This is a genomic window from Leifsonia sp. McL0607, assembly GCF_049993355.1.
In the GTDB taxonomy this organism is placed as follows: domain Bacteria; phylum Actinomycetota; class Actinomycetes; order Actinomycetales; family Microbacteriaceae; genus Leifsonia.
In genome coordinates this window covers 2,434,318-2,459,041 of sequence record NZ_CP188253.1, presented here as the reverse complement: position 1 = coordinate 2,459,041, position 24,724 = coordinate 2,434,318, and the positions used below count along the sequence as shown (strand labels likewise).

Annotated in this window: 21 protein-coding genes; 12 read left to right on the top strand and 9 right to left on the bottom strand. The window is 68.5% G+C overall.

Annotated features, from left to right (window positions below):
* Positions 1 to 55: 55 nt before the first annotated feature.
* The 3 genes from ACPPVW_RS11780 to ACPPVW_RS11770 all read left to right on the top strand — a co-directional run bounded on the left by ACPPVW_RS11780 (position 56) and on the right by ACPPVW_RS11770 (position 5,833).
* Positions 56 to 3,967, top strand: coding sequence for a multifunctional oxoglutarate decarboxylase/oxoglutarate dehydrogenase thiamine pyrophosphate-binding subunit/dihydrolipoyllysine-residue succinyltransferase subunit (locus ACPPVW_RS11780; protein WP_426623310.1), 3,912 nt, complete (start codon positions 56 to 58; stop codon positions 3,965 to 3,967).
* A 94-nt stretch (positions 3,968 to 4,061) separates the two neighbouring features.
* Complete coding sequence (locus tag ACPPVW_RS11775; protein WP_426623309.1) at positions 4,062 to 4,562, top strand: hypothetical protein; 501 nt, start codon at positions 4,062 to 4,064, stop codon at positions 4,560 to 4,562.
* A 458-nt stretch (positions 4,563 to 5,020) separates the two neighbouring features.
* Positions 5,021 to 5,833: a hypothetical protein gene (locus tag ACPPVW_RS11770; protein WP_426623308.1), complete on the top strand. Its 813-nt coding sequence runs from the start codon at positions 5,021 to 5,023 to the stop codon at positions 5,831 to 5,833.
* A 195-nt stretch (positions 5,834 to 6,028) separates the two neighbouring features.
* Here ACPPVW_RS11770 and ACPPVW_RS11765 read toward each other — a convergent pair whose 3' ends face one another.
* On the bottom strand, positions 6,029 to 6,430 hold the full coding sequence (locus ACPPVW_RS11765) for an arsenate reductase ArsC (protein WP_426623307.1): 402 nt from the start codon (positions 6,428 to 6,430) through the stop codon (positions 6,029 to 6,031).
* A 224-nt stretch (positions 6,431 to 6,654) separates the two neighbouring features.
* Between ACPPVW_RS11765 and ACPPVW_RS11760 the strand changes: the two genes are divergently transcribed.
* Positions 6,655 to 7,005 carry a metalloregulator ArsR/SmtB family transcription factor gene (locus ACPPVW_RS11760; protein WP_426623306.1) on the top strand — a complete coding sequence of 117 codons (351 nt, stop codon included), beginning with the start codon at positions 6,655 to 6,657 and terminating at the stop codon, positions 7,003 to 7,005.
* A gap of 16 nt (positions 7,006 to 7,021) precedes the next feature.
* On the opposite strand, the gene ACPPVW_RS11755 is transcribed toward ACPPVW_RS11760, so the two are convergent.
* A complete protein-coding gene (locus ACPPVW_RS11755) occupies positions 7,022 to 8,128 on the bottom strand; it encodes an epoxide hydrolase family protein (protein WP_426623305.1) in 1,107 nt (368 codons plus the stop codon).
* 115 nt (positions 8,129 to 8,243) lie between these two features.
* The gene (locus ACPPVW_RS11750; protein WP_426623304.1) at positions 8,244 to 11,696 is read right to left on the bottom strand and encodes a DUF7507 domain-containing protein; all 3,453 of its coding nucleotides are present in this window, start codon (positions 11,694 to 11,696) and stop codon (positions 8,244 to 8,246) included.
* A 204-nt stretch (positions 11,697 to 11,900) separates the two neighbouring features.
* Here ACPPVW_RS11750 and ACPPVW_RS11745 point away from each other — a divergent pair, with 204 nt between their 5' ends.
* From ACPPVW_RS11745 to ACPPVW_RS11735, 3 genes are all read left to right on the top strand, one after another.
* Entirely contained in the window at positions 11,901 to 13,298 is a 1,398-nt protein-coding gene (locus ACPPVW_RS11745) for an MFS transporter (protein ID WP_426623303.1), read from the top strand.
* Between the two features lie 84 nt (positions 13,299 to 13,382).
* A complete protein-coding gene (locus ACPPVW_RS11740) occupies positions 13,383 to 13,799 on the top strand; it encodes a DUF7144 family membrane protein (RefSeq protein ID WP_426623302.1) in 417 nt (138 codons plus the stop codon).
* A 116-nt stretch (positions 13,800 to 13,915) separates the two neighbouring features.
* On the top strand, positions 13,916 to 14,695 hold the full coding sequence (locus ACPPVW_RS11735) for a VOC family protein (RefSeq protein WP_426623301.1): 780 nt from the start codon (positions 13,916 to 13,918) through the stop codon (positions 14,693 to 14,695).
* A gap of 16 nt (positions 14,696 to 14,711) precedes the next feature.
* Here ACPPVW_RS11735 and ACPPVW_RS11730 read toward each other — a convergent pair whose 3' ends face one another.
* Together ACPPVW_RS11730 and ACPPVW_RS11725 are read right to left on the bottom strand one after the other, a co-directional pair.
* Positions 14,712 to 14,957 (bottom strand): zf-HC2 domain-containing protein, encoded by a 246-nt coding sequence (locus ACPPVW_RS11730; RefSeq protein WP_426623300.1) that lies wholly within the window; start codon positions 14,955 to 14,957, stop codon positions 14,712 to 14,714.
* Positions 14,954 to 15,562 (bottom strand): sigma-70 family RNA polymerase sigma factor, encoded by a 609-nt coding sequence (locus ACPPVW_RS11725; RefSeq protein WP_426623299.1) that lies wholly within the window; start codon positions 15,560 to 15,562, stop codon positions 14,954 to 14,956. The genes ACPPVW_RS11730 and ACPPVW_RS11725 overlap by 4 nt, the downstream gene beginning before the upstream one ends.
* 319 nt (positions 15,563 to 15,881) lie before the next feature.
* On the opposite strand from ACPPVW_RS11725, the gene aroA reads away from it, so the two are divergent.
* The 5 genes from aroA to ACPPVW_RS11700 all read left to right on the top strand — a co-directional run bounded on the left by aroA (position 15,882) and on the right by ACPPVW_RS11700 (position 21,164).
* On the top strand, positions 15,882 to 17,246 hold the full coding sequence (gene aroA / locus ACPPVW_RS11720) for a 3-phosphoshikimate 1-carboxyvinyltransferase (protein ID WP_426623298.1): 1,365 nt from the start codon (positions 15,882 to 15,884) through the stop codon (positions 17,244 to 17,246).
* Positions 17,247 to 18,293, top strand: coding sequence for a ribosome small subunit-dependent GTPase A (gene rsgA / locus ACPPVW_RS11715; protein ID WP_426623297.1), 1,047 nt, complete (start codon positions 17,247 to 17,249; stop codon positions 18,291 to 18,293).
* A 58-nt stretch (positions 18,294 to 18,351) separates the two neighbouring features.
* Complete coding sequence (gene bcp, locus ACPPVW_RS11710; RefSeq protein ID WP_426623296.1) at positions 18,352 to 18,825, top strand: thioredoxin-dependent thiol peroxidase; 474 nt, start codon at positions 18,352 to 18,354, stop codon at positions 18,823 to 18,825.
* Between the two features lie 228 nt (positions 18,826 to 19,053).
* Complete coding sequence (locus ACPPVW_RS11705; protein WP_426623295.1) at positions 19,054 to 20,901, top strand: Ig-like domain-containing protein; 1,848 nt, start codon at positions 19,054 to 19,056, stop codon at positions 20,899 to 20,901.
* A 56-nt stretch (positions 20,902 to 20,957) separates the two neighbouring features.
* Positions 20,958 to 21,164 carry a hypothetical protein gene (locus tag ACPPVW_RS11700; protein WP_426623294.1) on the top strand — a complete coding sequence of 69 codons (207 nt, stop codon included), beginning with the start codon at positions 20,958 to 20,960 and terminating at the stop codon, positions 21,162 to 21,164.
* A 177-nt stretch (positions 21,165 to 21,341) separates the two neighbouring features.
* Here ACPPVW_RS11700 and ACPPVW_RS11695 read toward each other — a convergent pair whose 3' ends face one another.
* The 4 genes from ACPPVW_RS11695 to ACPPVW_RS11680 are packed head-to-tail and all read right to left on the bottom strand — an operon-like array spanning position 21,342 to position 24,716.
* A complete protein-coding gene (locus ACPPVW_RS11695; RefSeq protein ID WP_426623293.1) occupies positions 21,342 to 22,106 on the bottom strand; it encodes an ABC transporter ATP-binding protein in 765 nt (254 codons plus the stop codon).
* Positions 22,103 to 22,891: an ATP-binding cassette domain-containing protein gene (locus ACPPVW_RS11690; protein ID WP_426623292.1), complete on the bottom strand. Its 789-nt coding sequence runs from the start codon at positions 22,889 to 22,891 to the stop codon at positions 22,103 to 22,105. The genes ACPPVW_RS11695 and ACPPVW_RS11690 overlap by 4 nt, the downstream gene beginning before the upstream one ends.
* Positions 22,888 to 23,757, bottom strand: coding sequence for an ABC transporter permease (locus tag ACPPVW_RS11685; protein WP_426623291.1), 870 nt, complete (start codon positions 23,755 to 23,757; stop codon positions 22,888 to 22,890). The genes ACPPVW_RS11690 and ACPPVW_RS11685 overlap by 4 nt, the downstream gene beginning before the upstream one ends.
* Complete coding sequence (locus ACPPVW_RS11680) at positions 23,754 to 24,716, bottom strand: ABC transporter permease (protein ID WP_426623290.1); 963 nt, start codon at positions 24,714 to 24,716, stop codon at positions 23,754 to 23,756. The genes ACPPVW_RS11685 and ACPPVW_RS11680 overlap by 4 nt, the downstream gene beginning before the upstream one ends.
* Positions 24,717 to 24,724 lie beyond the last annotated feature (8 nt).

The following is a 24,724-nucleotide window of genomic DNA, read 5'->3' as shown; positions in this document are numbered from 1 at the left end:
GGTCGACGGACCCCCGATCGGAACGAAATCAACGTAAGAGAGTGGGCGATCGGCTGTGTCGAGCCAATTGACCGGTGTGGGAACCGACGACGGATCGTCGGGCGAGTTCGGAGCCAATGAGTGGCTCGTCGACGAGCTGTACGAACAGTTCGTCCACGACAGGAACTCGGTCGACAAATCGTGGTGGCCTATCCTGGAGAGCTACAAGCCGACCGTGAAGGACGATGAGACCTCGGCCCCCGGCGCCTCCACTCCCGGCGCCTCGACTCCGAGTGAGACCCCCGCCCCGACTCCAGCCGAACCGGGCGTGCCGACCCCCAGCGAGCCGACTGCACCGACTCCGGCCGAGCCGACCGTGCCCGCGACCCCCGCAGAGCCGGCGCCTGCTCCGACTCCCGCTCCCGGAGCGCCGCAGCCACCCACACCGCCCGCCGAGGCCTCGGCGACCGCCGAGCCCCGCCCGGTCACCACACCCATACCGATCATCGGCTCGCAGCCGGTCGCGCGCACCACCTCGATCGCGCCGAAGCCCCAGCCCGTCCCGGCCGACGCGCCCGTCACGTCTCCGAGCGCCACGCTCGAGCAGGCCGAGGCAGACAGGGTCACCCCGCTGCGCGGCATGGCGAAATCGCTGGCGACCAACATGGACGCCTCGCTCAGCGTGCCGACCGCGACGAGCGTCCGGACCATCCCGGCCAAGCTGATGATCGACAACCGCATCGTCATCAACAACCACCTCAAGCGCGCCCGCGGCGGCAAGGTCTCCTTCACCCACCTGATCGGATGGGCGCTCATCCAGGCGCTCAAAGACTTCCCGAGCCAGAACGTCTACTACGACGAGGTCGACGGCAAGCCGTCCGTCGTCGCCCCGGCGCACATCAACCTCGGAATCGCGATCGACCTCCCCAAGCCCGACGGCACGCGCGCCCTCCTGGTGCCGAGCATCAAGCGCGCCGACACGATGCGCTTCGGCGAATACCTGGCCGCCTACGAAGACCTCGTCTCCAAGGCGCGCAACAACAAGCTCACCGCCGGCGACTTCGCCGGCACCTCGATCTCGCTGACCAACCCGGGCGGCATCGGCACCGTGCACTCGGTTCCGCGTCTGATGAAGGGTCAGGGCGCCATCATCGGCGTCGGCGCGCTCGAGTACCCTGCCGAGTTCCAGGGCTCCAGCGAGAAGACGCTCGCCGGGCTCGCCATCGGCAAGACCATCACGCTGACCAGCACCTACGACCACCGCGTCATCCAGGGCGCCGGCTCCGGCGAGTTCCTCAAGATCGTCCACGAGCTGCTGATCGGCAAGCGCAGCTTCTACTCGGACATCTTCGCCGAGCTGCGTATCCCGTACACGCCGATCCACTGGTACCCCGACATCTCGGTCGACCTCGCGAGCGCCGTCGACAAGACCGCCCGGGTGCAGGAGCTCATCAACTCCTACCGCGTGCGCGGCCACCTGATGGCCGACATCGACCCGCTCGAGTACGTTCAGCGCAGCCATCCCGACCTCGAGATCGAGAACCACGGCCTCACCTTCTGGGACCTCGACCGCGAGTTCGTCACCGGCGCGTTCGGCGGCGACAAGCGCAAGATGAAGCTGCGCGACATCCTCGGCGTGCTCCGCGACTCGTACTGCCGCACCGTCGGCATCGAGTACATGCACATCCAGGACCCGGCCCAGCGCAAGTGGTTCCAGGACAAGCTGGAGCGCCCCTACGAGAAGCCGGGCCACGACGAGCAGCTGCGCATCCTCGGCAAGCTCAACGAGGCCGAGGCGTTCGAGACCTTCCTGCAGACCAAGTACGTCGGCCAGAAGCGCTTCAGCCTCGAGGGCGGCGAGTCGACCATCGCCCTGCTCGACACCATCCTGCAGGGCGCTGCGGAGGCCGGGCTCGACGAGGCAGCGATCGGCATGGCCCACCGCGGTCGCCTGAACGTCCTCACCAACATCGCGGGTAAGACCTACGGTCAGATCTTCCGCGAGTTCGAGGGGACGCAGGACCCGCGCACCGTGCAGGGCTCTGGCGACGTCAAGTACCACCTCGGCACCGAGGGCACCTTCAAGGGCGCCGACGGTGAGGAGATCCCGGTCTATCTCGCCGCGAACCCGTCGCACCTCGAGGCGGCGGACGGCGTCCTGGAGGGCATCGTCCGGGCCAAGCAGGACCGCCGCCCCGCCGGCACGTTCCTCACCCTGCCGATCCTCATCCACGGCGACGCAGCGATGGCCGGTCAGGGCATCGTGGTCGAGCAGATGCAGATGTCGCAGCTGCGGGCGTACCGCACCGGCGGCACCATCCACGTCAACATCAACAACCAGGTCGGCTTCACCACGCCGCCGGCCGAGGGCCGCTCGTCGGTCTACTCGACCGACGTGGCGAAGACCATCCAGGCGCCGATCTTCCACGTGAACGGCGACGACCCCGAAGCGGTGGTGCGCGTGGCGCAGATCGCCTTCGAGTACCGCCAGGAGTTCAAGCGCGACGTCGTCGTCGACCTCGTCGTCTACCGCCGCCGCGGTCACAACGAGGGCGACGACCCGTCGATGACCCAGCCGCTGATGTACAACCTCATCGAGGCCAAGCGCTCCGTGCGCCGCCTCTACACCGAGGCACTCGTCGGCCGCGGCGACATCACCGAGGAGGAGTACGAGGCCGCGCACCGCGACTTCCAGGACCGCCTGGAGCGCGCGTTCATGGAGACGCACGCCGCGCAGACCCACTCGGTGCCGATCATCACGCAGGGCGACGCCACGGCCGACGTCGAGCATGCGATCGCCCAGCAGGACGAGCACGACAACGTGGGCGAGCCGGACACGACAGCGGTCAGCGCCCAGGTCATCCAGCTCATCGGCGACGCGTTCAACAACCCGCCCGCCAGGTTCACCGTGCACCCCAAGCTGCAGCAGCTGCTCAACAAGCGCAGCGAGATGAGCCGCAACGGCGGCATCGACTGGGGCTTCGGCGAGTTGCTCGCGCTCGGCTCCGTGCTGCTGGAGGGCACCCCGGTCCGCTTCGCCGGCCAGGACGCCCGCCGTGGAACCTTCGTGCAGCGCCACGCGGTGCTCCACGACCGGGCGAACGGCCAGGAGTGGCTGCCGCTGGCCAACCTCAGCGACAACCAGGCGAAGATCTGGATCTACGACTCGCTGCTGAGCGAGTACGCGGCGATGGGCTTCGAGTACGGCTACTCGGTCGAGCGGCCCGACGCCCTGGTGCTGTGGGAGGCGCAGTTCGGCGACTTCGCCAACGGCGCGCAGATCATCATCGACGAGTTCATCTCGTCGGCCGAGCAGAAGTGGGGCCAGCGCTCGTCGCTCGTGCTCCTCCTCCCCCACGGCTACGAGGGCCAGGGCCCGGACCACTCCAGCGCGCGCATCGAGCGCTACCTGCAACTGTGCGCCGAGAACAACATGACCGTGGCCCGTCCCTCGACTCCGGCATCGTACTTCCACCTGCTGCGCCGCCAGGCGTACGCCCGGCCGCGCCGGCCGCTAGTGGTGTTCACCCCGAAGGCGATGCTGCGCCTGCGCGGAGCCTCCAGCGACGTGGCGGACTTCACGAGCGGCAAGTTCGAGCCGGTCATCGACGACGCCCGGGTCATCGACAAGGCAGCCGTCAAGCGCGTGCTGTTCATGGCGGGCAAGCTCTACCACGACCTCATGAACGAGCTGGAGAAGAACCCGAACCCCGAGATCGCCCTGGTGCGGGTGGAGCAGTTCTACCCGCTCCCCGGCGCTGAGCTGAAGGCCGTGGCCGACTCGTACCCCAATGCCGAGCTGGTGTGGACGCAGGACGAGCCAGAGAACCAGGGAGCGTGGCCGTTCATCATCCTGGAGACCTCCAAGCTGGGCCCGCGCCCGATCGGCGTGATCTCGCGTCCGGCGTCGGCGTCGCCCGCTGCCGGTTCGGCGAAGCGTCACGCGCAGGAGCAGTCGGTGCTCATCCAGCGAGCGCTGACGCTGTAAGCGGTCTGAACTGGCAGACGGTCACCCGTTTGCGGGGGCTGCCGTCACACAGAACCATGTGGCAAACTTCAAGATCAAAGCGGAGGAGTGATCTATGAGCATGCCGAAGCCCTACCGGATGCTTGGTCCTGCAGCAGAGACCCAGTTGCAAACCGGAACGAGGTATGTCGCAAGTATTCGCGCAAAGAATGCTGAGTCCATTACTCATGCCTTCTGCGCCCGGACTCTCGAGGAGATTGCTTGTTTGGGTGATGGTTGGGACGGCTACAAGGGCATCGCTCCCGCAAAGACAACGAGACTTAACGCCTGGCAAGCGCTACGCGAGTTCGAGGCTGAGGGTCTCACTCCGAATGACATCACCCCAAATTCGAATGGCACGATTTCGCTGGAATGGGAAACGGATTCAGCAGAAGCGTATCTCGAGGTGGGCAAGACGCGGTTCTCTATGTACATCAAAGAGCGCGGCAAGACTTCCTACTTTGATGGACTAGCAACCGACATTCCGCGCAGCATTCCGCAACTGCTGCGCCGAGCTGTTGATGAGGCTGAAGCAACCAAGCGCGACTTCAAGACACGTAGTGCATTTACCCATTGAGATTGGTGACGAGGAGTTTCTCGTCCGCGTCATCAAATCGCCGTATCACGTCAATAGATCAGGAACGGCTCTAAAGAAATCCGCATTCTTCCCGCCAGCCGGAAGTCGGGAGCTGTCGGTCATCCGGCAGGAAATGGGGGATGATTTCTGCAAGGACAAGGGAGTCGAAATCGTCAGCCATGAAGACACCGCGGCATATGTCGGCCTAGCGGCGGGGCGTTGCGGCCTAGTTCGTGGGCCATCATGCGAAGTAGTGGACTATCGTAAAGACTTTTTGGGTCATGCACATCTTGTGTTCGAGGCCGCTAGGGCCCGAGACGAACCACTCCCAGCGGACGTCACGGCTCGGCTAAACAATGTCTTCGACGCGTTGGTAACCATCTTCAATTTCCACATCGATAAGGCACCGACGACGTCGGGCTGGCCTGGCCCCCCACTTTCAGGAATGAGCGTTTCCGATGTCTGAAATTGTTCGAGTCGCGTCGTTATCAATTGACTCCCTCGAGGCGGTCGCAGAAATACATGAATCGGAACCAATAAAGTCGCGCTTTACATCCCGCCTCCTGCGTTGCGCCGAAGCTGTTCTACGCGACCCGAACGTTGCCGCCGTTCAGAACATCATTGAGAGCGCTCAACGTGTTGAGCAAGTGTCCGAAGGCGCAACGCGGTGGACCGTAAAAGGCACAACCTTCGATCTGAATGATGGCCCCGCAGCGGTTCTGCGTCTGGAGGAGCACGAGAATCTAGTCGCAGCCAAGATCGACTTTCCCGGCTTCTCAATCACGCCCGAGCTCTACAAGGAAGACGTGTTTGACGAGGTCCAGCTCGTCCAGATGCTGACCAGACCTATCCCGAGCGACAAAGATCAATTCGCCGACTTCCTCTACGAGATTTCGTCAGATGAGAGATCTGATCAAGCATCGTACTTCCCGGTCATCCGCCACGGGGTTGAAAATAGCCCTTTGGCCGTACGGTTCGGGCGTGTTCTCTGGGATCAAACCGATAGCGGCCGACGTTATCTGATTACTCTCGTGAGTGAGACGGGCGATGACGAGAGCACCAAATACGGGGTACCCCAGCCATGGAGTCCGATGCTCAACCGCCTCGTAGATCACGCAACAGAATTTGATGTTCGGATCAGCAGAATTGAAGCTGCCCTCCAGTCGGCATCCCTTCTGGAGCCGACCCCGTATGATGACGATTCGCGCGAGGCTTTTGAAGCCCGGATGAGGTACTCGCGGGTTAATAACAAGATCGAGAACTTCTTCTAAAGGCCTGCCGACAAGCAGCGAGAGAGCCAAACCTCAAGATTGTCCTGGTGCCGGTGGAGCAGTTCTCCCGTTCCCCGGCGTTGAGTTGAGGGCGGCAAACGCTCATCCAGTTCGTGCTTACGCTGTAAAACGTACCGAACGACGGGGAAGCCCCGCCCGCGTGGACCGAATCTCCTGTCGTTCCGGGAGGGAGCGTCAGCCAAGCTCGGCGAGCAGAACCTCCACGCGCCGCTTGATCTCGTCGCGGATCGGGCGGACCTGCTCGATCGGGCGGCCGGCCGGGTCGGTGAGGTCCCAGTCCTCGTAGCGTTTGCCCGGGAAGATCGGGCAGGTGTCGCCGCAGCCCATCGTGATGACCACGTCGGACTCGCGCACCGCGTCGGTCGTGAGGATCGCCGGCGTGTTCGCCGCGATGTCGATGCCTTCCTCGGCCATGGCCTGCACCGCGACCGGGTTCAGCCGATCGGCGGGCTCGGAACCGGCGGAGAGCACTTCCACACGGTCGCCGGCGAGCTCGCGCAGGTAACCGGCGGCCATCTGCGAGCGGCCGGCGTTGTGCACGCAGACGAAGAGGACGGTGGGGAGGGAGTGGGTCATCGGTTCTCCGGAGGTGTCGTGGGCAAGGGCCGTCGCTCTGAGGCGAGCGACGGCCCGGTCGGGGTCAGCAGCAGTCGGGCGGGCAGGAGCCGTCCGGCAGCGGCTGGCAGTCGGTCGAGTCGCAGCAGTCCATAGTGATTCTCCCTTCTTGATCGACGTTTGTCGATGAACCTAGGATGAACAACTGCATTGACGTTTGTCAATGTAACGAGGAGGATCGATACATGGCGACCATCGAGCTCCTCCCCCTGCGCGACCTCCAGGCGTGCTGCGCGCCGATCACGAAGGAAGTGATCAGCGAGGAGAACGCCGTCTCGGTCGCACGCGCGATGAAAGCGCTGGCCGATCCGGCCCGGCTCCGCCTGCTGTCGATGGTCGCCGCGCACGAGGATGGCGAGGCGTGCGTCTGCGACCTCACCGAGCCTCTCGACCTCTCGCAGCCGACGGTGTCGCACCATCTCAAGATCCTCGTCGAAGCGGGTTTCCTGAGCCGGAGCAAGCGCGGTACGTGGGCGTACTACCGCATCGTGCCCGGCTCGCTCGACATCGTGTCGTCGTTCCTGGGAACGGTCTGACGCCGGCGCAGTCGCGTCAGCCGTCTTCTCGCAGCCGCGAGTGGAACCCCCGGATCGCCTCCGCCGCGCGCTCAGGATGCTCGAAAGCCGCGAAGTGGCCTCCCGCCGGCGCCTGCACGAACTCCCGCAGCCCGGGCGCAGCCCGCTCCGCCAGGGAACGCGGGAAGCCGGAGAACCCGGGCTCCTGCCCCAGGTAGACCCCGACCGGCGCTGTGATCGGCGGCCGGGGCGGGTTCTGCCCGTAGTCGAAGTACTGCTGGAAAGACGTCCCGATGCTGTCGGTCGCCCAGTACAGTGTCGCGATCGTATACAGGACGCCCGAATCGACCACGCGCTCCCAGCCGCCATTCGCACGGTCCACCCAGTCGTGCCACTTGTCGGCGATCCACGCCAGCAGCCCGGCGGGCGAGTCCGCCAGCGCTGCCGCGATGGTGTCCGGCCTGGTGAGCATGATCTCGCTGTAGCCGCCGTCCAGACGGTCGTACTCGTCGAGCGCGGCCAGGTAGCCGCGCTCCTCGTCGCTCTGCGGGGTCTCGTCGGCGGGAAACGGCCCACTCAGCAGTTGCAGGCCGACTACGCTTGCCGCGTGGTCGACGCCGAGCCAGGTGGAGGCTCCCCCGCCGATGTCGCCGCCGAACGTCGCGTAGCGCTCGAAGCCGAGCACTCCGGTCATCAGCCCGTGCAGCACCTCCGCGATCGCGCGCCGAGTCAGTGGCGGCTCGATCGCCTCCGAGTAGACGAAACCAGGCAGCGATGGGATGACGACGTCGAACGCGTCGCTGAGCAGAGCAGCCAGCGGCAGGTACTCGACATAGGCGCTGGGCCACCCGTGCAGCAGCAGCAACGGCCTGTGCGGACCGTCGCCGGTGCCGCGTACGCGCGCGAAGTGGACGCGGTGGCCGTCCACGTCGGCGGTGTACTGCTCCACCGCGTTCAGGCGTTCCTCCTCGGCGCGCCAGTCGAACGCCAGCCAACCGTCGACGAGTACGCGCAGCTCGTCGCCGCCGAGCCCACCCGTCCAGCCGGGCCGTGGCGAGCGCAGGTAATGCGTGCGGGCGAGCCGGGCACGTAGATCGGTGAGGACGCCGTCGGGAACGTGGACATGGAATTCGTCGATGGCCATACCGCTACCGTAACCGCACCGTCCGACCACACGGACGACACGGCGAAGCCCCGACCCGCCGGTGGCGGGTCGGGGCTTCTCACCGTTCACTGCCCGACTGAGTGCCGGGCAGCCGTCAGTTGCTGCGCTTCTGTCTCGGTCTCGCGATCATCACGAACAGACTCCCGAGGCCGATGAACATGCCGAGCGCGAGAAGGGCGCCCGACGCGATGTTCGAGCCGGTGGAGGCCAGCGTCGCGGTGGGGAGCGCAACCGTCTCCACTTCGGCGGTCGACGACTCCGACACGACCTCCGCCGCTGCCCCCGCGGACACACCCTTCGCGGTCGCGGAGTTGGACACCGTGCCCGCACCGAGGTCGGCACCAGTCGCGGCGTACGTCGCCGTGCACGTCATCCGCTGACCCGGGATGAGCACGTTCACGTCAGCCGGGCACTGCACAGCGGAGAGCGTCCCCGAGCCCGAGAACGCGACCTCGTCGATCATGACGTCCGACACACTCACGTTTCCCGTGTTGGTGACGAGGAACGAGTACGTGACCACATCCCCCACGGCGTAGATCTTCTCGAGGTCCGCCGTCTTCACGAGCGTCAGCGAGGGCACAGCCTCCTGGGCCAGCTGCGCCTCCGCGAGCGGCGTCACCACGGGGTCATCGTGTAGGGGCGCCCCGGTCGCCGTCGCGGTGCTGAGCAGCTGGCCGGCGTCGACGTCGTCTTGCTGAACGACGTAGGTGGCGGTGCAGATCATCTGCGCGCCCGGTGCGAGCGCAGCCGCCTCGGCCGGGCAAGTGATCTCGGACGGCACGGCCGCGCCGGAGAAGTCGACCAGCGTCAGCGTCACCGGCGCCAGGGTGACGTTGCCGGTGTTCGTCACGACGTACGAGAAGGTGACGAGGTCACCGACGACCAGGCCCTGCTTGTCCGCGGATTTGACGAGGGTCAGCGCCGGCTCGTGACGGATCGGCAGATCCAGGGTCACGGGCGAGGAACGCACGACGTCCGCTCCGGCGGGAGGCATTCCGGTCGCGTCGGCCGTGTACGACACGGTGCCGGCATCGACATCGGCCTGCGCCAGCCGGTACTCGATCGTGCAACCGACGTCCTTGCCGGGCGCGAGCGAGTCGAGCCCCGGTGCACAGGTGATCGGGCCCGGCTCGCCGGAGCCGCTGAACGCTTGCGGGTTCAACGCGACGTCGGTGAGGGTGACGTTGCCGGTGTTGCGCACGGTGAACGAGTAGACGACCTCCTCATCGGCGTGCGACCCCGACTGCGGTGTGACGGCTCCCGTCAGGCCGATGGCCGGTTGCTGGGCGACCGTGACCGTGGCCGTGCTCGGCGCGGAGACGACAGGGGCGCCGGAGGGCGGGGTTCCTGTCGCGGTCGCGGTGTTGTCCAGCGAGCCGCGATCGACGTCTGCCTGGGTCACGACATAGGTCGCCGCGCAGGTCGCCGCTGCGGCTGGCGCCAGTGTCTTCACGTCGGCCGGGCACGAGACCGCCGACAGCGGACCCGCTCCCGAGAACGCGACCTCCTGCGGCTTGACATCCTTCAGCGTGACGTTTCCGGTGTTCGTCATCGAGAACGAATACGAGACCGTCTCGCCCGCGACCAGCTCTGTCCGGTCGGCCGTCTTCGTCAGCGCGAGCCCCGGTTGGGTGGTCGCCGTCAGCGTGACGCTGCTCGGCCGGGACGCGATGGCGGCGCCCGAAGGCGGCGCGGCGGTTGCCGTCGCCGTGTTCGTCACCGATCCCCGATCGAGATCCGCCTGCGAGACCGTGTAGGAGGCTGTGCAGGTGACGGACGCACCCGGCGCCAGCGTCCCCGCACTGTCGGGGCACGACACCGCCGACAGCGCGCCGGCACCGGAGAACGTCTCCTCGTGCACCGCGACGCGGGTCAGGGTCACATTGCCCGTGTTGGCGAGCAGGAACGAGTAGGTCACGGTGTCACCGGCTACGAGGCCGGCACGGTCGGCCGTCTTCTCCAGCGTGATCGCGGGCTTCGACGACGTCGTCAGCGTGACAGTGCTCGGCGCGGACTCGACCGCATCGCCGACCGGGGGGAGGCCCGTCACGACCGCCGTGTTGGCGACCGATCCGCGATCCACGTCGGCCTGCGACACCACGTACGTGGCGGCACACGTGACCGAGGCCCCCGGCGCAACCGTGCGCTCCGGGCACGTCACCGCCGACACCGCAGCCGAACCCGAGAATGCGACCTCGCGCACCTCGATATCCGTCAACGTCACATTGCCCGTGTTCTTCGCCGCGAACGAGTACGTCACGGTCTCACCCGCCACCAACCCGGCACGGTCCGCCGACTTCGTCAGAGCGATCGCCGGCTTGTACGCGCGGTTGCTGAAGGTGCAGACCGCGGCCACTCCCTCTTTGGAGCCGGTCGGTATGGCGAGGGTCCTGTGCGTGCCGGGTCCCACGCCGAGGTCCCGCCCGTTGTTGTTGCGGTCGACACAGGAATTGTGGATCTCGTAGTTCCGTTCGTCGGCACCGGAGCCCGTCTCCGAGAGGGTGACGATTGCACCGGGCAGGACGAGGACCGGTCCGGCGACCTGGGGCTGCAATCCCGGCGCGTCTCCCGCCGTCGTCTGCGTGTTGCCCATGGTGACGCCGTCGCCCGTCACGGACAGTTCGACCTGATCGCCCGGTTGTGCGCGACCGTCGACGAAGTCCACCCGCACTTCGACGGTGTTGGGGGTCACACACGACGCCATGTCCACCATGCCGGAGGAGTTCAGCCGCGTGGTTCCCAGGTTCGCCCCCGTCGTGGGGTGGATCCGTGTGATCGAGCTCTCGCTGCTGACGTACAGGTAGCCGTCCGAGCCGAATGCCGCGCCGCTGAGCTGCTCACTGGCGGGCGTCGTCGCCCGGGTGATCTCTGTGCCCGTCAGGCTGATCCGCTCCCCCGGCGTGCGGGGCAGCTGCTGTGTGATGACCGAGATAACCGACGAGCCGTTGGTCCCTCCGAGGACGTAGAGGGCGCCGTTGCTGTCGAAGACCCAGTCACCTGAAGCGCCGGTGTTGGGAACCACGCCAGAGGCGACGAGCCCGAGACTCTGGCCTGCCTCCGGGTCGAAACCGAAGATCTGCAGGACACTGCCGGAGAAGCCGCCGAAGTAGAAGATTCCTCTGGGATCGACAGCGCCATGGGTGATCGCCATCGCGGAGGGGACGCTGCCCAGGAGGGAGGTGATGCGCGCCTCCACGTCGTACATGTAGACACGGGCGGCGGTGCCCGAGTTCACAGCGCCGTACGCCTTGCGCCCGTCAGACGTGATGCCGAGGGCGTCCAGTGTGCCCGACACCCCGAAGGAGGCGACGGCCGTCTGGCTGCCGGTGTTAGGGTCGAGTTTCCAGACGCGGTGCGGGGCCTCGCCCTCGAGACCGTAGATCTCGGAGCACTCGAGTCGCGGTGCCGCGCTGGCCGGTTCGGCGGTCGTCGTCGTGGCGCCGATGGCGAGGCCCGCGACGGCGATGGTCCACGCCAGAACCGACGCTATGAATCTGCGCGGCCGTCGCCGCTTGGAGGGATGGTAGCTGCGCTCAGCTCTCTTCACGTGTTTCCTGACTTCTGGGGGATGCGCCTGCAGCGCACAGGCTCTTTAGTCTGTCATATCACTGTGTCTATTTTCCATTCCAGATGTCAGGCTTGGAGCGGGTCATGGCGCAACCCAACGTGCGCTGCGCGATCGCGGCAACCGGATTGCACCGGCGGATCGACCGCAGTAGCCTCCCACCAGAGCAGACCCCCGGGAGCCGACATGTCCGGAATCACCGCAGAGGCATCGCATGCGACCATCCGCCGCATCATCGCGCCGCTTGCGCTCGCGCAGTTCATCTGCAGCTTCGCCGGCTCGAACATGAACGTGATGATCAACGACATGTCGCGCGATCTGAACACCTCGGTGGAGGGCATCCAGCTCAGCATCACGCTGTTCCTCCTCACAATGGCCGCGCTGATGATCCCGATGGGCAAGCTGACCGACAACATCGGACGCAAGCGCAGCTTCATGATCGGTCTCGTCGTCTACGGCGTCGGCGCGCTGATCACCGCGTTCGCACCCGGGCTGTGGGCGGTCATCCTCGGCAACTCGCTGCTGGAGGGCCTCGGGACAGCGATGCTCATCCCGCCGGTGTACATCCTCACCACGATCCATCTGCCCGACATCCCGACCCGGGCGCTGGCGTTCGGCATCATCAGCGGGATGGGCGGGGTCGGGGCGGCCGCGGGTCCGCTCATCGGCGGTCTCATCACGACCGCGATCACCTGGCGGGCGGCCTTCGTGTTCCAGGCGCTCGTGATCGCGGTGATCCTGCTCCTGAGCCGCACGCTGACCGATCCGGTGCCCGCCGACCCGAAACGGCCGTTCGACACCGTGGGCGCCGTCCTCTCGGCGCTCGGGCTGTTCGTGCTCGTGATGGGCATCCTCGCGGCCGACGCGAGCGTCCCGCTGATGATCGTCCTGGTCGTCGTCGGGGTGGCGATCCTCGTCGGCTTCTTCCTGTGGGTGCGCCGCCGGGAGCGCGTCGGCAAGGCGCCGCTGCTCTCGACCGCGCTCTTCCGCGTGCGCGTCTCGAACTTCGCGTTGATCACGCAGAACCTGCAGTGGGTGATCCTGATGGGGACGTCGTTCACGGTGTCGGCGTACCTGCAGGTCGTGCGCGGCTACAACGCGATCGAGACCGGCGTGATTTTCACGGCGGCGACGGTCGGTCTGCTGCTGACCTCCCTGCTCGCCGGGCGCCTCGCCAAGCGGTTCGCCCAGAAGAGTCTGATCGTCACGGGGTTCGTGCTGTGCGTCCCCGGGGTCGTCCTGCTGATCTGGCTGGCCTTCGGAACGACGGGAGGCTGGCCGTTCGTCCCCGGATTACTCCTCATCGGCGCAGGCCTCGGACTCATGCTGACGCCGTCGGTGAACGTGGTGCAGTCAGCGTTCCCGGAGAGTGTGCAGGGCGAGATCTCGGGGCTGTCGCGATCCGTGTCCAACCTGGGCTCGACCTTCGGGACAGCGATCGCCGGCACCATCCTGGTCGCGAACATCGACGCAGGCGGCGCCGCCTACGCCGTGGCGATGGCCGTCATCGCGGCGCTCGGCGCGACCGGGCTGATCGCCGCCCTGCTGCTACCGCGCACTCCGGCCGTGCCGGCGCCCGCCTGAGCGCGCCCGGATCGAGCGCGCCGCGTCGGGCGTTGTCACACCCTGCGCCGCAGTTGTACGGTGTGCCCGATCGGGGAGGCTGCCATGAGCGACGAGCGACAGACCGGATGGGTCGGGTGGGGCTGGTTCGCGGCCATCATGATCCTGCTCAGCGGAGCGCTGGAGGTCCTGTTCGGGATTCTCGCGATCCTGCTCCCGGCGAGCCAGTACTTCACGACGCGCGAGGGAACGACCGTCTTCTACGTCTCGCTGTGGGGGTGGTGGCACCTGCTGATCGGCATCGTGCTGATCGCCGCGGGCATCGCACTGGCGAACGGCCGGGTCTGGGCGCGGGTGTTCGCCGTCGCCGTCGTCGCGATCAACGCGGTGTCGCAGCTGCTCTCGCTGCCGGCACAGCCGTGGTGGTCGATCGTGGTGTTCACGCTCGACGTCATCGTGATCTACGCCATCACCGTGCACGGGCACGAGCTGCGGAGGTACGACCGCGCGCAGCAGCGCTGACCGCCGGGTACCCGCTGATCGTCAGCACGGACCTCGTCAGCCGACGAAGGCCGTGCTCTCGTCGTCGCGGCGGACGGGGCTGTCGGCAATGCCCGGCGGCGGGGTACCGTGTGGCCATGACCGTCGTGACGAACCATCGCCTCGGAGAGCCCTGCTGGGTGGACTATGCGGCCTCCGACCTCCCGCGCGCCCGGGAGTTCTACACGTCGCTGTTCGGGTGGACGGCCGAGACCGGCGGTGGAGAGTATGGCGGGTATGTGACGTTCCGGCGCGACGGGCACCTCGTCGCGGGGCTGGGCGAGGCGATGGAGGGAACACAGCCGAACACCTGGCTCACCTACCTGCTGGTGGAGGACGCCGACGCAGGAGAAAAGTCCGCCACGAACGCCGGTGGCCGGGTTCTCTCCCCCACGATGGCGGTGGGCGACCAAGGCCGCCTGGCGGTCGTAGCCGATCCAGGCAGCGCGGTGGTCGGCCTCTGGGAACCCCAGCAGCACCGTGGCTTCGAGCTCGTCGCCGAGGTGGGAGGCCTCTCCTGGCACGAGCTGTACGCGCGCGACTACGCGGCCCAGATGGAGTTCTACAAGCGGGTGTTCGGCTGGACGACGACTGTGCTCGGCGACACCGCTGACTTCCGGTACGAGACGTTCGGCGACCCTGACTCCCCGAGCGGCGGGGTGTTCGACGCCGACGGGATGCTGCCTCCCGGAGTCCCGTCGCACTGGGTCGTCTATTTCGGCGTCGACAGCGCCGCGGACGCGACTGCGCGAGTGGTGGAGCTGGGCGGCACCGTGGTGCGCGACCCGTGGGACAGCGAGTTCGGCCGGTTCGCCCAGGTCACCGATCCCTTCGGCGGTCTCTTCTTCGTGCACGAGGTGCCCGGCTCCATCGCCTGACCTCGCGGCTCGAAGCTCAGTGCGCCGACGCCTGGAAGGACCGGATGCGCAGCAGCACCTCGGTGCGCAGCGTCTCGGGCGCGGTCTCCTTGCACGCCCGCTGCACCACTTCGGTGAGCACGACATTCAGGTGCGCCTCGCTGGAGCAGCCGTCGCAGTTGGCGAGGTGCTCGCGTATGTCTGCCGCGTCTTCGGTGCAGAGTTCGTTGCGCAAGTACTCCTCGAGTTCGGCCTTCGCCTTCTCGCAGCCGCAGTCGGTCATTTCGTTCTCCTGGTGGTCTGCACGCCCGGGCTCTGGACCGCCGAGAGCCCGCGCTCGTGCGCGTAGTCGGTCAGAAGCTCCCGCAGCATCCGTCGCCCGCGGTGGAGGCGGCTCATGACGGTGCCGATCGGGGTCTTCATGATGTCGGCGATCTCCTGGTAGGAGAATCCCTCGACATCGGCGAGGTAGACGGCCAGCCGGAAGTCCTCCGGGATGGCCTGAAGTGCGTCTTTGACGGCATTGTCGGGCAGGTGATCGATCGCCTCCGCCTCGGCCGAGCGACTGGAGGACGCGGTGGTCGACTCCGCACCTCCGAGCTGCCAGTCTTCGAGTTCGTCGATCGTTCCCTGATACGGCTCGCGCTGCTTCTTGCGATAGGTGTTGATGAACGTGTTCGTCAGGATGCGGTAGAGCCAGGCCTTCAGGTTGGTGCCCTGCTGGAACTGGGCGAACGCGGCGTACGCCTTGACATACGTCTCCTGTACCAGGTCTTGTGCGTCCGCCGGGTTCCTGGTCATGCGGAGGGCGGCCGCGTAGAGCTGGTCCATGAAAGGCAGCGCCTGCTCTTCGAACAGCGCGCCTTTGTCCTCGATTTCGGTGCTCATCAGGGGCCAGTCTATGGCGTGTCTCCCGACTCCGCGCCGTAGCGAGCATGACGCCGACGGTCGTCTCGCAAGGCCGAGGAGGGAGTCGATGCGGGTCTCATCGATGACCGACGAGAACGCAGCGAGAGGACCGTCAGCGACAGCGCAGTAGGCGCGGAGTCGGGAGACACGCCCTAGTTGCGGCCGGCGCTGCGCGACCCGGCGCGGGTGCCCAGGGTTCGACGCCCCTGCGCGGGTGCGCGGTTCGTCGAGGACAGCGGTGGCTTCGGGCACGTGCTGATCCTTCCTTCGGGCTTGATCACGGATACCCTTGTCAACAATGCTGATCTCGAGATATTCCGCCCCCGACTTCGATCCGTACGGCGACAACCGCGTCGACGAGCCGAACACGCTCTGGCCCGCGCCGGTCGCCGCCGGGCCCGTGACGGCCTCCGTCTCGCTGCCCGGCTCCAAGTCGCTGACCGCCCGCGAGCTCGTCCTCTCGGCCCTCGCCGACGGCCCGTCGCTGCTGCGCGCTCCCCTGCACTCGCGCGACACCGCGAACATGGTGGAGGCGCTGCGGGCGCTCGGCGTCTCGATCGTCGAGAAGCCCGGCGCGAGCGAGTTCGGCAGCGACCTGCTGATCACGCCGGCGGAGGAGCTGCTCGGCAGCACGACGATCGAGTGCGGTCTGGCCGGAACGGTCATGCGCTTCGTCCCGCCGGTGGCCGGGCTCGCGCTCGGGCCGACGATGTTCGACGCCGACGCTTCGGCCCGCGGGCGCCCCATGGGCACCATCATCGTCGCGCTGCGCGCGCTGGGCGTCGATGTGAACGACGACGGCCTCGGCGCCCTCCCGTTCACGGTGCACGGCACCGGCGCCGTCGCCGGCGGCGCCATCGAGATCGACGCCTCCAGCTCCAGCCAGTTCGTCAGCGCTCTCCTGCTCTCGGCGAGCCGGTTCGAGGAGGGCCTCGACCTGACGCACTCCGGCAAGCGCCTGCCGAGCCTGCCCCACATCGAGATGACCATTGCTGCGCTGGCCGACCGTGGCGTGACCGTCGCGTCCCCGGAGGCCGGCCGTTGGGTCGTGAAGCCCGGCAGCATCAGTGCGCGCGACGTCGACATCGAGCCCGACCTCTCGAACGCCGCGCCGTTCCTCGCGGCGGCGGTCGTCACGGGCGGCACGGTGACGATCACCGGCTGGCCCGAGTCCACGACGCAGGTCGGCGCCGATCTGGCCGACCTGCTGCCCCTGTTCGGCGCGATCGTGACGCGCGACGGCGACCGGCTCGCCGTCGCCGGTCCGGAGCGCATCCGGGGCGTGCAGCTCGACCTCTCCACCGGCGGCGAGCTCGCGCCGGCGCTCGTGGCGCTCGCGGCGCTGGCCGACGGCCCCAGCGAGATCACCGGCATCGGGCACATCCGCCACCACGAGACCGACCGGCTCGCTGCGCTGGCCGCCGAGCTCAACGGACTCGGCGGAGCCGTGACCGAGCTGGAGGACGGCCTCCGCATCGAGCCGCGCCCGCTGCACGGCGGCGTCTGGCGCAGCTACGAGGACCACAGGATGGCGACCGCCGGCGCGATCGTCGGCCTCGCGGTCCCCGGGGTCGAGATCGAGAACATCGCGACCACCGCCAAGACGCTGCCCCAGTTCCCCCAGCTGTGGACGCGCATGCTCGACGAGGGCACGGCGGCCTAGATGTCGTGGTGGTCGGATGACGACGACGAGGACGACGAGTACGACCTCTACGACGAGTCGACCATCCGCAGCCGGCCGAACCCCAAGGGCAATCGGCCCCGGTCGAAGCAGCGGCCCGAGCACGCGGGCGCCGAGATAGCGCGCGTGCTCGGTGTGGACCGCGGGCGCTACACGGTGCTGCTCCACGAGGACACCCCCGACGAGCGGCACGTGGTCGCCGCGCGGGCCAGCGAGCTGCGGCGCAAGCCGATCGTGACCGGCGACCGGGTCGCGGTGGTCGGCGACACCTCCGGCGACGGAGGCACCCTCGCCCGCATCGTGCGCATCGAACCGCGGACCACGCTGCTGCGGCGCAGCGCCGACGACACCGACGAGGTGGAGCGCGTGATCGTCGCGAACGCCGACCAGATGCTCATCGTGGTCGCCGCGGCCGATCCCGAGCCGCGCACGCGACTGGTCGACCGTTATCTCGTGGCCGCGTACGACGCGGGGATCGACCCGATGCTCTGCGTCACCAAGATCGATCTCGCCGACCCGGCGCCGTTCCTCCACAACTTCGCGGGCCTCGACCTGCCGGTGTTCACCAGCCGGGAGGATCACATCCCCGTGGCTGAGATCACCGCCGCGCTGATCGGTCACGACACGGTCGTTGTCGGGCACTCCGGCGTGGGCAAGTCCACCCTGGTGAACGCTATCGTGCCCGGCGCGAAGCGCGCGACGGGTCACGTCAACGTGGTGACCGGCCGCGGACGGCACACGTCGTCCTCCACGGTGTCGCTACGCGTGCAGAGCGGCACGGAGCACGGCTGGGTGATCGACACACCCGGTGTGCGCTCCTTCGGGCTGGGCCACGTCGACACGGCCAGCATCCTCAAAGCGTTCACCGATCTCGCGGCGATCGCCGAAGAGTGCCCGCGCGGATGCACCCACCTCCCCGACGCTCCGGACTGCGCGATCAACGAGGCCGTCGACGAAGACCGGCTCGGCGAGACCGGCCGCGCCCGCCTGGACTCGCTCCAGCGCCTCCTGACGACGTTCGCCTCCTGACCCACGCCGCGCGCGCTTCGGCGACCGAGGAGGACGGTGCGCGAGGCAGAATGGAGGCATGACTGAGGTTCGACTCGAGGCTGGAAAGCCCGCACCCGCATTCACTCTCGCCGACCAGGACGGCGTACCCGTCTCGCTCTCCGACTTCGTCGGTGACAACGTGATCGTGTATTTCTACCCGGCGGCGATGACGCCCGGCTGCACCACCGAGGCGTGCGACTTCCGCGACAACCTCAACTCCCTCTCGTCCAGCGGCTACCGCGTCATCGGCATCTCCAAGGACGCCCCCGCGAAGAACAAGGAGTTCCAGGAGCAGGAGCGCCTCAACTTCCCGCTGCTGTCGGACGAGGACCTCGCCGTCCACAACGCCTACGGCGCCTACGGCGAGAAGAAGCTCTACGGAAAGACGGTCACCGGGGTCATCCGGTCCACATTCGTCCTGAACCCGGACGGGACCGTGCGCCTTCCCCTGTACAACGTGAAGGCGACGGGCCATGTGGCGTCGCTCCGGAAGAAGCTCGGCCTGGATTAGCCCCCGCCCGGGGCACCCCGGACGCCCGCGATCCAACGGAACCTCCGTTGCGGATGCGAACCTCATCGGTTTCCATCCGCACGGAGGTTCTTGCCAGTCGATGGGAATGCTGTCAGCATATGTGTGGTTTCAGCGCTGACGCGAAAGGTCTTCCATAGGAATTCCCAGGGCTGCTGCCATCAGACGCGGCCCCGTTCGGCTGCTTGGACGACAGACCAGGGGAGATCAATGTCGAATCAACGAACGACGGCGCAGCGCGCGCCGAAGCCGCGCCGGAGCGGCCGGATCCGCTCCTGGTCCTGGTTGGGCGCGGCCACGGGACTGATCGCGGGCGCGGCCGTCCTCCCGATCGGAGCCACTCCCGCGCTGGCGGCCGCCGGAGCGTGCACTCCGACGCCACCGGCGACGAACTGTGTGATCTACACCGCATCGGGCGGCGACCAGACCTTCGTCGTGCCCGCCGGTGTGACGAGCATCGAGGCGACCCTGGCCGGCTCCGGAGGCGCGAACGACGCGTTCGGCGGCGTCAGTGCCGGTCCGGGAGGGCTGGCCTCCGGAGCCATCGGGGTCACGGGCGGGCAGACCATCAGCGTGATGGTCGGCGACATGAGCGGCTACGGAGGCGGCGGCGCGGCCGGACCCGGCGAGCGCAGCTCCGGCGGCGCCGGAGGCGGCATGACCGCACTGTGGTCGGGCGCACCGCTGGTGTCGACACCTCTGCTGATCGCCGGAGGCGGTGGCGGCGCCGACGGCGCGGGTGGTCCCACCCCGGCCGGCGGCTCCGGCGGAGGCACCGCCGGCACTGATGGGACCTCCGCCACGGGCGGCGGAGGTGGCGGCGGCGGCACGCAGACGGCCGGCGGTGCCGCCGGCGACGCGAGCGCCGGGCCGGGCACGCAGTTCGCCGGCGGCGCCGGCGGCGATGCCGGTGTCGGACCGGAGACCGACGGCGGCGGAGGCGGCGGCGGAGGCTTCTTCGGCGGCGGTGGAGGTCGGGCTCAGCCCGGCATCGGCCCCAACGACGACGCCGGCGGCGGAGGCGGCTCCGGCTTCATCGGCGCGACCGTCACGGGAGGAGTCCTGACGGTCGGCGCAGGCAGCATAGATGGCGCCTCCGGCACCGCCCAGATCGAATGGACGGCGCCGGCACCCGCAATCACCTCACCCGCGACCGGAACCACCGTCGGAACAGGCACGCCCGTCGTGTCCGGCACCGCGGTCGCGGGCAACACCGTGACCCTGACCGCCGACGGAGTGACCGTCTGCACCACCGTCGCACAGCCGGACGGCACGTGGTCGTGCACCCCCTCCCCCGCGCTCGGCGACGGCGGTCACGTGCTCATCGCCTCTCAGACCGATCAGCCTGGCAACCCGCTGGCACGCTACCCGCTCTCAGCCCCGGTCACTGTGACCGTCGACACGGCCGCGCCAGCTGCGCCCGGCGTGACCTGCGTCTACAACGTCGACGGCACTGTCGCCTGCACCGGCACCGGTGAGGTCGACAGCACCATCGCGGTCACCGACGACGCGGGCAACGCCGTCTGCTCCACCACGGTTCTCGCCGACGGCACCTGGAGCTGCGCCTCGACCGCAGCGTTGACGAGCCTGCCGGTGCACGTCGTGCAGACCAACCTGCTCGGCATCGCGTCGCCTGCCGCCACCCCGCCGAACCCCGGACCGACCACCTGCTCGACCAACGCGGATCAGACCATCACCTGCGAAGGGACGAGCGACGCCGGGAACACCATCACGGTCACCGATGCCGGCGGCGGCACCGTCTGCACCGCCACGGTGGCGGCCGACGGTACCTGGTCCTGCACCTCGACCGCTCCCGTCACCTCTCCCGTCACCGTGACGAGCGTGGACGCGGCCGGGAACGGCGGCGTGCGGCCTGATGTCGCTGTGACGCCGCTCCCGCCGGCGCCGACACCCACGCCGACGCCTGCGCCGGTCACGGCCCTGGCGGCGACGGGCAGCAACGACCCCATCGGCGGAACGATCGCTCTGGGAGCGCTGCTGGCCGCCCTCGGCTCCGCGGTCCTGATCGGGATCCGTCGACGCCGCCGCAGCGCGTAGCACTCCTCACCACGACTGCGCCCGCTCGGACCCTCCCGGTTCGAGCGGGCGCAGTCGTGTTCCGTGGAGATCGGCTCGCCCCGCACAGCGAGGAGACGAGGCGCATCAGCGAGGCGCTGCTCTCGATCCTGCTGGTGGCCGGCGTCGGCCGGGCTGCGCGGCGTCGACCGGGCCGCCCGGCGTGGACGATCGACGCGACGTTCCTATGCGTGAGCGCCTGCAGGCTGGAGCAGTCGCTGCGCCAGCAGGCCGAGGAGCGCTAAGCCGAGCCGGCGTGCGACGCCCGGCGAACTCGCCGAACGGCTGCGGATGCTGCCCCGAGCCTCTTCCCGAACACCGTCGCCCACGCCGACCGTTGACGTCCGGGCGCGGCCGCGAACAATTCGACCTCATGCTCGACCTGCTGCGGGGTGTCTCCGACGCGGGGTGAGCGGGCGGCGCTATGCCGGCAGCCGCGGAACCGACGCGAGCAGGCGCCGCGTGTACGGGTCGGCCGGCGAGCCGAGCACGTCGGCCGTGCGACCTTGCTCCACGACCCTGCCACCTTGGAGAACGACGGTCTGCGCGCACAACGACGCGACCACGCTGAGGTCGTGCGAGACCATCACGATGGTCATCCCCTCGGTCTCGGCCAGCCTGGCGAGCAGCTCGATGATCTGGATTCGCGTAGTGACGTCGAGCGCGCTCACCGGCTCGTCGGCCAGCAGCACCCGCGGGCGTGAGACGATCGCGCGCGCGATGGCGATGCGCTGACGCTGGCCGCCGGAGAACTCGTGGGGGTACCGGCCGGCCGCATCCGCCGGGAGCGACACCGCGCCGAGCGCCTCCGCCACCCGTTCGCGCGCGTCGGCTCCGGAGGCGATCCGGAGCGCGGCGAGCGGTTCGCCGACGATCCTGCCGACGCTCTGCCGGGGATCGAGCGACGAGTACGGGTCTTGGAAGACCGTCTGCACACTGCGGCGGAACTCGCGCATCACGGCGCGGTCGCGGCGATCCAGCGGCGCACCGTCGAAAAGCACGCTGCCGGAGGTCGGCGACGCCAGTCCGAGGAGCAGCGAGAGCACGGTGGTCTTGCCCGCGCCAGACTCCCCCACGAGCCCGACGCTGCGGCCCGGCTCGACGGCGAACGAGACGCCGTCGAGGGCGGAGGCGACGGCACGCCGGTAACGGAACCCGGCGTCGTGGAGTTCGAGGACAGCGGTCACGGCACCTCCAGTGCGGCATCAAGCTCGCGCGCACTGCGGACGAGCTCGGCTGTGTAGGGATCGGCGGGTGCAGTCAGGATGCGCTCGATCGTGTTCTCCTCCACGACCCGGCCGGCGCGCAGCACGAGCGCGCGCTCGGTGAGCTTCGACACCACCGCGAGGTCGTGGCTGACGAAGAGCAGTGCCATGCCGCGCTCGGCCACGAGCGAGTCGAGAAGTGCGAGGATGTCGGCCTGCACCGTCACGTCGAGCGCGGTGGTCGGCTCGTCGGCGATGAGCAGCTGAGGCCGGCACGCGAGCGCGGCCGCGATGGCGACACGCTGACGCTGGCCGCCCGAGATCTCGTGCGGGTACGCGTGCGCGATCCGTTCGGGGTCGGGCAGCCGCACCTCCTCGAGAGCAGCGCGGACCGCGTCGCGCAGGACGGCTCCGCGCAGACCGAGATGGCGTCGCAGCGGCTCCGCGACCTGGGCGCCGAGGCGCATGAGCGGATCGAGCGCCGTCAGCGGCTCCTGGAAGACGATGGAGGTTGTGCGCCCGCGCAACGGGACCAGCGAGCGCTCCTTCGCCCCGATGACCTGTGTTCCGGCCAACTGCACGCTGCCTGTCGCGGTGAGCCCCTCCGGCAGGAGGCCGGTGATCGCGAACGAGGTGAGCGACTTGCCCGAACCGGACTCGCCGATCAGGCTCAGCCGCTCGCCGGCGTCGAGGCGGAACGACACGCCGTCGACCAGCGCAGACCCGTCGCGGGCGGTGACGCCGAGCTCCTGCACGTCGAGGATCATCGCGACCTCCTCCGTGTCGGGTCCGCGACATCGCGCAGACCATCGGCCACCAGGTTCACGCCCACGACGAGGACGACCAGCGCCACACCAGGAGCGACGGCGCCGACGGGCGCGACGGCGACGGTGCCCTGAGCCTCCTGCAGGAGCCGGCCCCACGACGCGTTCGGCGGCGGGGCGCCGAGGCCGAGGTACGACAGACTCGCCTCCGCGAGCACCGCGACCCCGAACTGGAGGGCGAGGTTCACGCCCAGCGTCGGCCAGATGTTCGGGAGGACGTGGCGGCCCACGACTCCGGCCCACGATGTTCCGGACGTGCGGGCGGAGGTGACGTACTGCTGCGCGAGAACGCGTTTGGCCAGCACCCGCGTCAGGCGCGCGACCACGGCCGACATCGCCAAGCCGATCGCGAGGATGGCGGTGCTCAGCGATGCTCCCTGCGCCGCGACGATGAGCATCGCGAGCAGGAGGACGGGGAACGCGATGATGATGTCGAGCACGGCCGAGATCGTGTCGTCAAGCCACCGGCTGGCGAACGCGGCCAGCATCCCGATGGTGATGCCGATGACCGCGCCGATCACCACGGCGCCCAGGCCGACCGCCAGGGCGATCCGGGCGCCGATGATCAGCTGGGTGGTCAGGTCGCGGCCGAACCGGTCGGTGCCCAGCCAGTGCGCGCGGTCGGGCGCCTGCAGCCGGCCGCCCGAGGTGTCTGCCTGAGCGTACGGGAGCCATACGAACGACACGGCGGCGACGAGCACGACCAGCCCGACGAGCGTCAGCCCCACGCCGAGGGTGACCGACCTCCGTGCGCGCCGGCGAGCCCGCTCACGCGAGTCCGGCACCGCCTGCTCCACGACCGCGCTCATCGGTTGCCCGAGATGCTCTGCCGCAGCCGCGGGTCGATGAGGCGCTGAGCGATGTCGGCGATGAAACCGACGATGAGCACCAGCAGCGTGGAGACGAAGAGGATGCCCTGGATGTCGGGATAGTCGTGCTGCTCGATCGCCTTGAGCAGCATGCTCCCGAGTCCGGGCAGAGAGTAGACGCTCTCGACCACGACGGCGCCAAGGAACGTCGTCGCGAGCTCGATGCCGAGGATGGAGATGATCGGAACTGCGCCGTTGCGCAGCCCGTGCCTCCACATCGCCCGGCCGAAACCGGAGCCGAGGGCACGCGCGTTGCGGAGGTAGTCGCTGCCGATGACGTCGAGCGTCGCGCTGCGGACGTACCGCGCGATGGAAGCGCTCATCACGATCGCGATGGTGACGACCGGTAGCGCCAGCGACTGCAGCGCCGCGCCGGGATCGGCCCAGTCGTCGCGCGGGAACCCTCCTGAGGGGAACCAGCGCAGGTCGATCGCGAACGCGTCGACGAGCAGAATGCCCACCCAGAAGACCGGCACCGCGATGCCGAGCTGCGAGAACGCGGAGAGCACGAGACCGTACCAGCGGTCGGCCTTCCACGCCGCGACGAAGCCGATCGGGAGGGCGAGAGCGAGCGCCAGCGCGAACGACAGCAGCGTGAGCGGCACGGTCACGGCCAGCCGCGACGCGATCTCGGGCCCGACCGGCAGCGAGGTGATGAACGACTGCCCCAGGTTCAGCGTGAGGAGCGAGGCGAACCAGTTGACGAACTGCTCGGCAAGCGGGAGGTTGCTGCCGACCTGTCGCTGCGCCGCCGTGATCTGCTCCGGCGTCGCGCTGGCCGACAGCAGCGCATTGGCGGGGTCGCCGGGCAGCACCCGCAGCAGGAAGAAGAGCACCACCATCGCGAGCAGCAGCGACACCAGCAGGAACGCAGTGCGGCGGAGGAGGTAGGAGGTCATGGTCTTTT

Excerpts from the sequence above, each read along its gene's own strand:
- ACPPVW_RS11775 (WP_426623309.1), top strand. The coding sequence starts at position 4,062 with ATGAGCATGCCGAAGCCCTACCGGATGCTTGGTCCTGCAGCAGAGACC.
- ACPPVW_RS11770 (WP_426623308.1), top strand. The coding sequence starts at position 5,021 with ATGTCTGAAATTGTTCGAGTCGCGTCGTTATCAATTGACTCCCTCGAG.
- ACPPVW_RS11765 (WP_426623307.1), bottom strand. The coding sequence starts at position 6,430 with ATGACCCACTCCCTCCCCACCGTCCTCTTCGTCTGCGTGCACAACGCC.
- ACPPVW_RS11760 (WP_426623306.1), top strand. The coding sequence starts at position 6,655 with ATGGCGACCATCGAGCTCCTCCCCCTGCGCGACCTCCAGGCGTGCTGC.
- ACPPVW_RS11755 (WP_426623305.1), bottom strand. The coding sequence starts at position 8,128 with ATGGCCATCGACGAATTCCATGTCCACGTTCCCGACGGCGTCCTCACC.
- ACPPVW_RS11745 (WP_426623303.1), top strand. The coding sequence starts at position 11,901 with ATGTCCGGAATCACCGCAGAGGCATCGCATGCGACCATCCGCCGCATC.
- ACPPVW_RS11740 (WP_426623302.1), top strand. The coding sequence starts at position 13,383 with ATGAGCGACGAGCGACAGACCGGATGGGTCGGGTGGGGCTGGTTCGCG.
- ACPPVW_RS11735 (WP_426623301.1), top strand. The coding sequence starts at position 13,916 with ATGACCGTCGTGACGAACCATCGCCTCGGAGAGCCCTGCTGGGTGGAC.
- ACPPVW_RS11730 (WP_426623300.1), bottom strand. The coding sequence starts at position 14,957 with ATGACCGACTGCGGCTGCGAGAAGGCGAAGGCCGAACTCGAGGAGTAC.
- ACPPVW_RS11725 (WP_426623299.1), bottom strand. The coding sequence starts at position 15,562 with ATGAGCACCGAAATCGAGGACAAAGGCGCGCTGTTCGAAGAGCAGGCG.
- aroA (WP_426623298.1), top strand. The coding sequence starts at position 15,882 with ATGCTGATCTCGAGATATTCCGCCCCCGACTTCGATCCGTACGGCGAC.
- rsgA (WP_426623297.1), top strand. The coding sequence starts at position 17,247 with ATGTCGTGGTGGTCGGATGACGACGACGAGGACGACGAGTACGACCTC.
- bcp (WP_426623296.1), top strand. The coding sequence starts at position 18,352 with ATGACTGAGGTTCGACTCGAGGCTGGAAAGCCCGCACCCGCATTCACT.
- ACPPVW_RS11705 (WP_426623295.1), top strand. The coding sequence starts at position 19,054 with ATGTCGAATCAACGAACGACGGCGCAGCGCGCGCCGAAGCCGCGCCGG.
- ACPPVW_RS11690 (WP_426623292.1), bottom strand. The coding sequence starts at position 22,891 with ATGATCCTCGACGTGCAGGAGCTCGGCGTCACCGCCCGCGACGGGTCT.
- ACPPVW_RS11685 (WP_426623291.1), bottom strand. The coding sequence starts at position 23,757 with ATGAGCGCGGTCGTGGAGCAGGCGGTGCCGGACTCGCGTGAGCGGGCT.
- ACPPVW_RS11680 (WP_426623290.1), bottom strand. The coding sequence starts at position 24,716 with ATGACCTCCTACCTCCTCCGCCGCACTGCGTTCCTGCTGGTGTCGCTG.